We start from the raw sequence: 11,196 nt of genomic DNA, 5'->3' as shown, positions 1-11,196 counted from the left end.
AAGTTGAACTCTTCTTCTGCGTCCGCAACTGGTGCTTCAGGCTCAGCCATTTCCGATTCTGTTAGCGCAGGCTCTTCTGCCATTGATGCTAGCGCATCTTCTTCGCTGAACTCAGGAAGCTCTAATTCATCAAAGTTGAACTCTTCTTCTGCGTCCGCAACTGGCGCTTCAACATCGGCTGTTTCCGATTCTGTTAGCGCTGGCTCCTCTGCCATTGACGCTAGCGCATCTTCTTCGCTGAATTCAGGAAGCTCTAAGTCGTCGAGGTTGAACTCTTCTTCTGCGTCCGCAACTGGCGCTTCAGGCTCAGCCATTTCCGATTCCGCTAACGCTGGCTCTTCTGCCGTTGACGCTAGCGCATCTTCTTCGCTGAATTCAGGAAGTTCTAAATCGTCTAGGTTGAACTCTTCTTCATCGATATTAGATGCAGTTGAGTTAGCTGCGACTGGCTCTTGCTCTGTTTTGCCCTCTGGCTCAATATTATCAACTAGCCAATCTTCCTCTTGAGGAATACCAAATTCATTTTCAACTGTGTTCGGTGTCGGAGTGAAAACAGGCTCTTCTTCAATATCAGAAGTTGCAATAGATTCACTTTCAGCTTGGTTCACTTGTGGCACGTCGTCTGATGGAAGCTCCGCTGTATCAAGCTGTTCAACAGATTCTTCTTCCACCGCTGGTTCTTCAACTGATGTTTCTGGCTCGGATTCAAGCTCCGCCTCATCCGCGAATTCCGTTTCACCGCCAATCAATGCGTCAAGCTCTGCAGCAAAGTCCGCACCTTCTTGCTCTGCAGGTTTTAGAGCTTCGCTGTCGGTATCGAAGAGATCATCCAGCTCCGTCATTAACGGGTCATGCTTTGGTGAAGCATCTTCTAGGTCACCAAAGAAATCATTGCTGTTAAAATTAACATCGGATTCAGACTGCTCAGCTTCAGCTTCTGTGCTGAGAGGCTCAGTCTGAGGCTGACTTTCAGCCTCTGGTTGGTTGTCACTAAGCAGCGCATCTATATCCAAACCGGAATCTAATCCAAGTGCTGCTTTTTCATCTTCTAAATCTAATGTTGATTCGACGCCAGCAGTAGGTTGAGGAGTCGAAGTTAACGCTTCATCTTCTACAGGCTCTAAATCATCAAAACCAAGCGAGGCAAGCAGGTCTTCATCATCTTGAATGTTCTCTGGTTCGTCATCTTCACGAATTAGATCATCAAATGGGTCAATTTCACTGTTCGGTTCGCTGTGCGATTCTTCGTTATCGTCATCTAACAGCTCGTCCAACAAATCAACGCTATTTTCATCAATGTCTGCCAGAGCATCGTCATTCTCGAAACCTGATAGCTTTTCTAGCTCATCAAGCGGATCAAAGTCATCGTCGGATGAGTCCTCATCATCAAAGCCAATCAACTCGTCGAGTAAATCGGTACTGTCTTCGTCGATCGCAGGCTCTTCGCTCAAGCCTGCGATATCCTCTAGCTCTTCAAGAGGGTCAAGCTCGTTAAGGGACTCACCATCATCTTCGCCGATCAACTCATCAAGAAGCGCCGATGCGTCATCTTCACTTGAGTCGTTTTCTGTTAGACCGGAAAGCGCCTCAAGTTCATCAAATACATCATCATCTGATTCGCTTGATGTTGGTTGCTCGTATTGTGCTAGCAGTTTATCGATGTCATCGTCCGTTGCTTCACCAGCTGAAAATGCGTTCTCAGTTACAGCTGGCTTATCTTCTTCAACGTCCAGATTGAGATCATCACCATCTAGGTCAGCAAATAAGTCGTCCAACATTGCTTGGTCGACGCCATCTGTTTGCAGCTCTTCTGCCGGTTCATCAGCTGCGAGTAATTCAGCAAAAGCATCATCAGACATCGCATCAGAACCATCTTCGTCAGAAAGATCGAAGCCAGCATCATCGTCATCTAGCACTTCAAGTTCAGGTGCCACCTCATCCAAGGCGCGCTCCATTTCTTCAAGACCCAGGGCTTTTTCTTCGCCATTAACCTTGATGCCATTACTAGAGGAATCAAATTCATCAAAGCCAACGTCTAAATCGCCATCGTCACCGATGCCAGCAAATGGGTCCTCGCCATCATCACCTTCAAGATTGAAGTCAAGCTCGTCATCATCAAGGTTCCCGAAGACATCCTCTTCTTCAGTTTGCTGTTCTTCTTGTTCGAATAGGTTTTCAGCTTCGTCATCATCTCCGAACAAGTCGTCATCAAGGCTCAGCTCTTCGTCTAATTCATCTGCAGCGGCTAAACCAATTGGCGCAGCAAGAGGATCTGTACTTTGCTGCTCTTGCGCAGCCGCTTCTTCCTCTTTCGCTTTCGAGCGACGACCAAGCATCATCACGACTAACAAGGCGATTAACGCACCCGGAATCAACGCAGCAAGACCAACAAGCCAGCCATTCGATAGAATTTTATCCATCGTACTTGGCTGCATACGCTGTTGCTCGGCAACACGCTGACGCTCTTCAGCTAACAATTTTTCAACTTCTGAGCGAATACGCTCTTCGTCATTCAACGATGTTTTCAGCGTTTCAACTTCGCTTTGTACTTCAGAAAGCATCAAACGCAGGCGATGATTCTTCTCTTCCAAAGACTCCAATTCACTTTGCGAGCCTTGCAGTTTGTCTTTCAGCGCACTGACTTGCTTCTCGCCTTCTGGTGAGGTGGTCACTGCAGGCACTGGCGTCTCAGGTTTTACCACTTTTACCAGCTCTGGTTTCGCAGCCTCTGGTTTTGGATCAGGCTTTGCGGTTTCAACCACTGGTTTTGGCGGCTCAACTTTCGGTTTTACAGGTTGAGTAGACGTTGCTTTTGGCTGAGTGAGTCGAGCTTCATGCGCTTTCATAATGGCAACAGCTTGCGCAGTTGTTGCGCTTTGCACTTGCTCCAGAGAAGGGACACGTAATCGACTACCAGGAATCAGTTCGTGGATATTCTGTTTATCAAACGCTTGAGGGTTGATTCTATAGATGGCGAGCAGCGTTTGTTGTACGGAAACATTTCGAGAAGGTCGCAATTGAGAAGCGATCGACCATAAAGTCTCATTTTGACCTGTCGGGCCAAAGAAGCGCGACGGTTGGTCATTTTTAGGTGGAGCGGGCAACGCTCGTTCAATCTCCTCAGCAAAGCTCGGAGACGCTTGCACTTCACCAGAGGGTCCTACAAGACGAATACCTTCGGCTTGAACCAATGACGATGTCTGAGTCGCGCTCATCAGCACAAGGGCTGCTAACAAACGCTTATAATTTTGACGCATAGAAGGCTCAGTTTGGTGCTAGTAACAATTTGAAATAGTGATCGGTTAAATATATCGGATATAGCCCTCAAAACTATAGCTTTGAGGGTAAAAAATGTGTGGCTCTCACCATATTCGTACTAATCTCACACAATTTTACGCTATTCGAACAAAAAAGCCTCGCATAGTGCGAGGCTTTAAGGTTCTTAACGTGGTCGACTTAGTAGTAATCGCGAATCAGAACTTCTGCAATTTGAACTGCGTTGGTTGCTGCGCCTTTACGAACATTATCGGCAACAACCCATAGGTTCACGCCACTGTGATGGCTGATATCGTTACGAATACGACCAACCATTACATGGTCTTTGCCGCCCGCATCACGAACTTGTGTTGGGAAGTCTTCACCGTGGAATACTTCAATACCATCTGTTTGCTCAAGTAAGTTAATCACTTCTTGTGCATCGATTGGTGAGCGAGTCTCAATATGAACCGCTTCTGCGTGACCATAGAATACAGGTACGCGTACACAAGTTGGGTTTACTGTGATTGATGGGTCGTTAAAGATCTTTTGCGTTTCCCACACCATTTTCATTTCTTCTTTGGTGTAGCCGTTTTCCATCATCTGGTCGATTTGTGGAATACAGTTAAACGCGATCTGTTGAGAGAATTGCTTCTTGTCAGCAGGTAGACCATTTAGCAGCTTCGCTGTTTGACCTGCTAGCTCATCAATACCTGCTTTACCTGCACCCGATACAGATTGGTAAGTTGAAACGTTAATACGTTCAATGCCCACTGCATCATGAATTGGTTTTAGTGCCACCAGCATTTGGATGGTTGAACAGTTCGGGTTTGCAATGATATTGCGGTTACGAAATTCTGCAATCGCTTCTGGGTTTACTTCTGGCACAACCAAAGGAATGTCATATTCGTAACGGAAGTTCGACGTGTTATCGATAACGATAACACCTTCATCAGCGGCAATTGGTGCCCATTTTGCTGACAGTTCGCCACCAGCAGAGAACAGTGCGATGTGCGCTTGAGACCAATCGAATTCTTCTACGTTTTGAACACGTACCGTTTTACCATTGAAGCGGTAAGTCTTGCCTTCACTACGCTCACTCGCAAGTAGGAAGATTTCACCTACCGGGAATTTGCGCTCTTGAAGCACTTCCAAAATTGTTTCACCGACCGCACCGGTCGCACCTAATACGGCAACATTGTATTGCTGGCTCATTGACTTACCTCAACCTGAAAACCTAGTTCTGCTAATGGTGCAAGATTGCATGTTTCGTTACCCATTAGCGTGACAGCGCTGTACTCGCGGCGATCCCAGTAGTTTTTACGCATCAGGTCAAAAGAGCCTGGCTTACTGATTTCGCGGCGGAAAAGAGCGTCATCTTTACGCACATCATAGATTAACTGCGTGATGTTGTGCAGCGTTGCTTCATCCCATGCTCTGTCCAATACCATAGTAGGAACAGGCGCGGTTGGCAGTAAATCGCTGGCATGCGCACGTAATTCGTTATTTAAGAACTCACAGTAGCTATTGAAAATCATTGTTGTACCGCGAGCTTTCCCTTCCAGACCATAGCCTGCAACGTGAGGGGTTGCGAATGCTAGCAGAGGCAGAAGCTCCATATCAACCTCTGGTTCAAACTCAAACACATCGAGTGCCGCTGTAAAGCCGTCGTTTTTCAGTAAACGTTGCTTTAGCGCTTGGTTGTCAACGACCGGACCGCGCGCGGCATTGATAAGAATTTGATCGCTACGAAGACCATTTAGCACTGCCTCATCAATCAGGTGATGCGTTGGATGTGGACCATCTTTAGTGATAGGCGTATGCAGCGTAATGATGTCAGAACGTTCGATCAGCTCGGCTAGCGGAGTGAAGCTGCGAGAATCACCCTCTTCTTGTTTAAATGGATCATTGATGAGCACGTTTATGCCCATGCCTTTCAAACATTTTTCAAGGTAGCTACCGACTTGACCCGCGCCAATAATACCAACGGTTTTATCGAAAACTGAGAAGCCTTGTTGTTGTGCTAGCACCATCATGACGCTGAACGCGTACTCGGCAACACCAACTTTGTTACAACCAGGTGCTGCGGTGAAGAAAATACCTTTCTCTTGCAATAGCGCTTGATCAACATGATCCATGCCTGCGGTTGCTGTACCAACGAACTTCAGCTTGTTTGCTTTGCTGATCAGTTCTGCGTTTACTTTGGTAACTGAGCGAATCATTAGCGCGTCGACATCGACTAAATCATCGGCGGTTAGTGTACGACCAGGTTTTAGAATCACTTCACCGAGTTGGCTGAATAGCTCTTCAGCGTACGGCATATTTTCATCAACAATAATTTTCATAGCGCCAGCGTTTAACATCCATTTGTATGAGTTCGTTTATTCGCAAGATGCGAAGCTAAAGCGATTGTGCCCTTTTCTTGAAAAATCTCAACAACTATACCCAAGTGACTTTCCTAAACAGGTTTCAGAAAAGAAAAAGCCCGGCTAAATTAGCCGGGCAAAGTTCCAGAACAAAAGGATCCTATCCCGCTCTCCTTGGGATAGAGTCTGCGTCTGTTCGATCAGTTTGACTGATCAAGCTCTGGAAACTGGTTTGTCGGTCCGTTGACGCCATTTGAGAAAATCATAGTGACATTCCGACCAACAAATTCAGTTAGCTTTGAGTCGCTTACGCTTGGTACTTTTTGATTACCAATGTCGCGTTTGTACCACCAAAACCAAAGCTGTTTGACATAACCGTCGTTAACTCAGCTTCACGAGCTTCCGTTACGATGTCTAGACCTTGTGCTGCTTCATCCAAGTTAGAGATGTTCACACTTGGGGCAATGAAGTTGTTGTCTAGCATTAGCGTTGAGTAAATCGCTTCGTGAACGCCAGCTGCACCTAGTGCGTGACCTGTCATTGCTTTTGTCGCAGAGATTGCTGGGCTGTTATCACCGAATAGTTCTTGGATAGCGCCTAGCTCTTTCACGTCACCTACTGGAGTAGAAGTGCCGTGGGTATTGATGTAGTCGATAGCATCAACATCTTGCATTGCCATCTTCATGCAACGAACGGCACCTTCACCTGATGGTGCTACCATGTCGTAGCCATCAGAAGTCGCACCGTAACCTACGATCTCACCGTAGATTTTCGCGCCACGAGCTAGAGCGTGCTCTAGTTCTTCGATAACTAGCATGCCGCCGCCACCAGAGATTACGAAACCGTCACGGTCTGCATCGTAAGTACGAGATGCTTTGTCTGGTGTTTCGTTGTATTTAGTTGATAGTGCGCCCATCGCATCAAACATCATAGTTTGAGACCAATCTAGCTCTTCACCACCACCTGCAAAAACGATGTCTTGTTTACCAAGTTGGATAAGCTCCATCGCGTGACCGATACAGTGTGCAGACGTTGCACAAGCTGAGCTCATTGAGTAGTTCACGCCACGAATCTTAAATGGTGTTGCAAGACACGCTGATACTGTTGAAGACATAGTACGTGGAACCATGTATGGACCTACGCGTTTTACGCCTTTTGCACGCATCGTGTCAGTTGCTACTGTTTGGTTTAATGCAGAAGCACCACCAGAACCAGCAACGATACCTGTACGATCGTTTGAAACTTGTTCTTCAGATAGACCAGCGTCTTCAATTGCCTGCTGCATTGATAGGTATGCATAAGCAGCCGCATCACCCATAAAGCGCATCTGCTTACGGTCAATAAATTCTGCTGGGTTGATTTTCAGATCACCCCATACCTGCGAACGCAGACCGTTTTCTTTAAACTGCTCAGACGCAGTGATGCCAGATTTGCCCGCTTTAAGAGACGCTAGAACTTCTTCGACGTTGTTACCGATACTTGAAACAATACCCATACCGGTGATTACGACTCGTTTCATTATGACATTCCTATAATTCAAAAATCCGCTAGATAATAACTAAGATAGTCAACAAAAGTGGTCAGCTTTCCCAGAAATTCGTACAATCGCCGAATTCTAACCGCGCCAAATCACATATTTGCACCATTATGACTTCGATTAAAAACGCAGAACTTGGTTGGAACGAAGCTGGTACACCGGTTTCTGACCAATTTGATGATGTTTATTTCTCCAACGTAAACGGTCTCGAAGAGACGCGTTACGTGTTCCTCAAACAAAATCATCTACCAGAAAGATGGCAGGAATTTGACCAAAGACGTTTTGTTATTGGTGAAACCGGATTTGGCACAGGGTTGAACTTCTTAGCCGTGTGGCAATGGTTTACCGAATTTCGTCGCGAATATCCAGAGGCAACCCTAAAAGAATTGCATTTTGTTAGCTTTGAGAAGTACCCACTAAGCAAAGCTGATTTAGAAAAAGCGCATCAATCATGGCCAGAATTGGCAGAGTTTGCCGAAAAACTGCAACAGCACTATCCAGCAGCAGTGCCTGAGTGTCATCGCATTGTTTTAGAAGACGGCGCTATCACACTCGATCTTTGGTTTGGCGATATCAAAGACTGCATGCCGCTTGTTCCTTATGCTGAGCAAGGCTTGATTGATGCTTGGTTCTTAGATGGTTTTGCACCAAGCAAAAACCCAGAAATGTGGAACCAAAACCTATTCAACGACATGGCAAAATTGGCGAAACAGGATTGTACGGTCGCAACCTTTACGGCAGCGGGCTTTGTGCGTCGCGGCTTAAACGAAGCGGGCTTTGCAATGAAAAAAGTCAAAGGCTTCGGCACCAAACGTGAAATGATTGCAGGTTCGATGGAGCAGCGTGAAGCACATTCAAACCACCTACCCTGGTTTAACCGCACTGCCTCGACCAATCATGATTCCATCGCGATTATTGGTGGCGGCATCGCTAGCGCGGCTTTGGCTAAAACGCTGATTCGTCGCGGTCAAAATGTCACGCTTTACTGCAAAGACGCTCAACCTGCAGAAGGCGCATCAGGCAACCGCCAAGGCGCAGTGTACCCGTTATTAAATGGTCCACACAAAGGCGTTTCTCGTGTATTCGCTCCGGGCTTTTTGTTTGCCCGTCAGTTTGTTGACCAAGCAGCGCAAGATATCCAATTTGATCACGATTGGTGCGGCATCACTCAGTTAATGTGGGATGACAAATCTGCAGATAAATTAGAGAAAATGCTTGCTGGCAATTTCACACCAGAGTTAATTCATAAACTATCTGCTGAAGAGACCGCAGAGAAGATTGGCTTGCCGATTGATATGGCATCGGTTCACTACCCTCTTGGCGGTTGGTTATGCCCTGCTGAACTCACCCGAGGCTTGATAGCTCAATTGGATAAAACAGAACTTTTTGAAGCGAAGTTCGAGCATCAAGTCGAGTCGCTCACTTGGGACGAATCGCGCAAGGTTTGGATATTGAAAGCGAACGGTCAAAGCTTTGAACATTCAACTGTAGTGGTTGCTAATGGCAGTGAGTTCCAAACATTAAGCCAAACCGCTGATTTACCAATGGGTCAGGTAAAAGGTCAAGTTAGCCACGCACCAGCGACAGAAACTTTGTCCAAGCTGAAAACGGTACTGTGTTACGACGGTTACATGACACCTGTTAACCCGAATAATCAGCACTTGTGCATCGGTGCAAGCTACGACCGCAGCCACCTCGATTACGAGTTTGACGAGGATGCGCAAAAAGACAACGCTGAGAAATTGGTGAAGTGCCTGCCGAACCAAACTTGGACGAAAGAGGTGGATACCTCTGGTAACTTGTCACGCCAAGGTATTCGCTGTGTTAGCCGTGACCACCTTCCGTTTGTAGGAAACGTAGGCGACTTTGAAACCATCAAAACGCAATATGCGGATCTGCAAAATCAACAAGAGCAAGACGTTGACGCGATTCACCAGTTCCCTAACCTATTCTGTTTCCTAGGTTTAGGCTCTCGTGGTTTGAGCTCAGCACCTCTAATGGCAGAAGTGTTGGCATCACAAATCTGTGGCGATCCGTTACCACTGCCTGTTGATGTCCTGACTGAGCTGCACCCTAGCCGTATGTGGGTAAGAAAGCTACGTAAAGGGAAGGCAATTACTGAGGTGTAATTTGCTTTTAGTATTTCGCTGAAAGCAAAAGTCTGTTGCTATTCCTGTTAAAGGCGAACGAATGCAGTTGGGGGATCTCTCGATTCATTATACAAAAAAGATCCCCTACTCAATCATTCTTCCTTCTAGGGAATGTTCGAATTTAAGTCTTTAACTTTAACAGCTAACAGGAGCAATTCATTCAGCGACCTTCTAAACGAAAACTCCCTCGTCATTCCCAATAACGACGAACGAGTGTAGTCGGGAATCTCTCGGTTAATGACGCAAAAGAGAAGCCTTAATTCAATGTCGCCACTGCTGCTTTCACTTGATCTGCAAGTTCCGAATTACGGAACTTGCCCGCTTCTAAATCAAAGTTATCGTAGAAGCTTGGAATAGATCGCGATGCTTTCACTTCCGCACCAAAGTAAGGTGCAGAGCCTGTCGCCGCAGCGAGTACCGTTTGTGCACCTCCAGGACCTGGTGAAGTCGCTAAGTACACCGCTGGTTTATTTTGGAATACGTTACGCTCGATGCGTGTCGCCCAATCGAATAAATTCTTATACGCTGCTGGGTAAGAGCCATTATGCTCAGCAAAAGAAATCACCAAAGCGTCTGCTGTTGCGATGTCAGCAAGAAACGCTTTTGCGCCCTCTGCCTGACCAATTTCCTTCTCTTTGTCTTCGCTGAACAAAGGAACATCGTAGCTATTGAGATCTAACACTTGCACGTCTGCACCTTCAACAAGATTGGCTGCGTAAGTCGCGAGAGTTTTATTAATAGAGGTAGAGCTAGTAGAAGCGCCGAATGCGATAATTTTCATGGTTGTAGTCCTTTGTTCACGTTTTGTACTAACAAGAGTAAGAGGTGAACGAGTGTGCTACAACCACAAAAATTTTAAGGAGAGATTCGAAAATTTCGAAGGAGTTTAATTCAACTCTTTTTGCTTCAACCAGAGGTTTAGCGCAACCTGTCGAAGCTTATAAAAACTGATGGTGGCTTAAGCTTGTGCTTGAAGCTCTTGCCAAAGGTCGTTAACAATCACGCGGTCTGCTGGTGTTAATTCTGAACGCGCTTCCTCAAGACTGTTTTCGATGCGAGATTTCAACTCAGCCACATCGTTAATGCCTTCTTCTTCACACGCCGCCGCAGACAGAGAAATGTGACCACGTAAATAACCACCAGCAAACAATTCATCATCCGATGCGGTTTCAATGCGTGCATCAATCAGTTCTAGTAGTTTTTCTTCAAATTCAATAATCATGGAGCTTCTCTGAGGTTATTTAACGATAAAGTCAGACGTTTCCAGCGGCTTGGTTTGGTAAAAGGCACGCAAGGCATCCGATAGCATTTGTACACGAGGCGGAAGACCGTTTTCTAAAATACCCATTACTTCATTGTGCACTTTGTGCATAAAACCAAGACGATCTGGTTCAAAATCGCCGTGTAGATTGTCACAACTAACGTTAAAAGGGAAGTCAGCACTTTTCGCGAGAATCCACTCATAAGCTTGGGGGCGAACTTCAACTTTTTCGAACTCAGCTTGAACCTCTGCTGTACGACCATCTGGCTCGTACCAGTAACCAAAATCTTCTAGCAAACGGCGCTCTGGTCCTGCTACACACCAATGGGCAATCTCGTGTAGTGCTGACGCGTAAAAGCCACGAGCAAAAATAATCCGATGATGTGGGTGCGCTTCGTCAGCTGGTAAGTAGATAGGCTCATCACCACCAAGTTCTAATTTGGTATTAAAAGACTCAAGAAACGTGTCGTTGAAGATGGTGATAAGGTCTTGATATTCGTGATTCATCATCGATTCTGTACTTCAAATTGGTATGCGGTGCGCATTGTCGCTGTTTTTCTTACACAGGTAAAGCCACACAACATGTTTGGTTATTAGCTGAGTTAATCTGAAAGTCGCTTTCTCCAT

Annotated in this window: 8 protein-coding genes; 1 reads left to right on the top strand and 7 read right to left on the bottom strand. The window is 46.1% G+C overall.

Features of this window, described 5'->3' with window-relative positions; all coding sequences use genetic code 11:
• From AACR11_RS14145 to fabB, 4 genes are all read right to left on the bottom strand, one after another.
• On the bottom strand, positions 1–3,257 hold a 3,257-nt coding region (locus tag AACR11_RS14145), incomplete at its 3' end, for a FimV/HubP family polar landmark protein (protein ID WP_079324804.1).
• Between the two features lie 199 nt (positions 3,258–3,456).
• Complete coding sequence (locus AACR11_RS14140; protein ID WP_005448028.1) at positions 3,457–4,470, bottom strand: aspartate-semialdehyde dehydrogenase; 1,014 nt, start codon at positions 4,468–4,470, stop codon at positions 3,457–3,459.
• Positions 4,467–5,600 carry a 4-phosphoerythronate dehydrogenase gene (locus AACR11_RS14135; protein WP_005448026.1) on the bottom strand — a complete coding sequence of 378 codons (1,134 nt, stop codon included), beginning with the start codon at positions 5,598–5,600 and terminating at the stop codon, positions 4,467–4,469. The genes AACR11_RS14140 and AACR11_RS14135 overlap by 4 nt, the downstream gene beginning before the upstream one ends.
• Positions 5,601–5,928: 328 nt before the next feature.
• Entirely contained in the window at positions 5,929–7,140 is a 1,212-nt protein-coding gene (gene fabB / locus AACR11_RS14130; protein ID WP_005448024.1) for a beta-ketoacyl-ACP synthase I, read from the bottom strand.
• Positions 7,141–7,268: 128 nt separating this feature from the next.
• Here fabB and mnmC point away from each other — a divergent pair, with 128 nt between their 5' ends.
• Positions 7,269–9,287 (top strand): bifunctional tRNA (5-methylaminomethyl-2-thiouridine)(34)-methyltransferase MnmD/FAD-dependent 5-carboxymethylaminomethyl-2-thiouridine(34) oxidoreductase MnmC, encoded by a 2,019-nt coding sequence (gene mnmC, locus AACR11_RS14125; RefSeq protein WP_079324802.1) that lies wholly within the window; start codon positions 7,269–7,271, stop codon positions 9,285–9,287.
• Between the two features lie 277 nt (positions 9,288–9,564).
• On the opposite strand, the gene AACR11_RS14120 is transcribed toward mnmC, so the two are convergent.
• From AACR11_RS14120 to AACR11_RS14110, 3 genes are all read right to left on the bottom strand, one after another.
• Positions 9,565–10,089 (bottom strand): NADPH-dependent FMN reductase, encoded by a 525-nt coding sequence (locus tag AACR11_RS14120; RefSeq protein ID WP_029790289.1) that lies wholly within the window; start codon positions 10,087–10,089, stop codon positions 9,565–9,567.
• A 177-nt stretch (positions 10,090–10,266) separates the two neighbouring features.
• On the bottom strand, positions 10,267–10,530 hold the full coding sequence (locus AACR11_RS14115) for a YfcL family protein (protein WP_005448019.1): 264 nt from the start codon (positions 10,528–10,530) through the stop codon (positions 10,267–10,269).
• A 15-nt stretch (positions 10,531–10,545) separates the two neighbouring features.
• Entirely contained in the window at positions 10,546–11,076 is a 531-nt protein-coding gene (locus AACR11_RS14110) for an elongation factor P hydroxylase (protein WP_005448017.1), read from the bottom strand.
• Positions 11,077–11,196 lie beyond the last annotated feature (120 nt).

It is taken from the genome of Vibrio sp. L85 (genome assembly GCF_963871815.1).
GTDB lineage: Bacteria > Pseudomonadota > Gammaproteobacteria > Enterobacterales > Vibrionaceae > Vibrio > Vibrio harveyi.
Note: the sequence above shows the minus strand (reverse complement) of the source record. Positions and strands in the feature narration are given on the sequence as shown.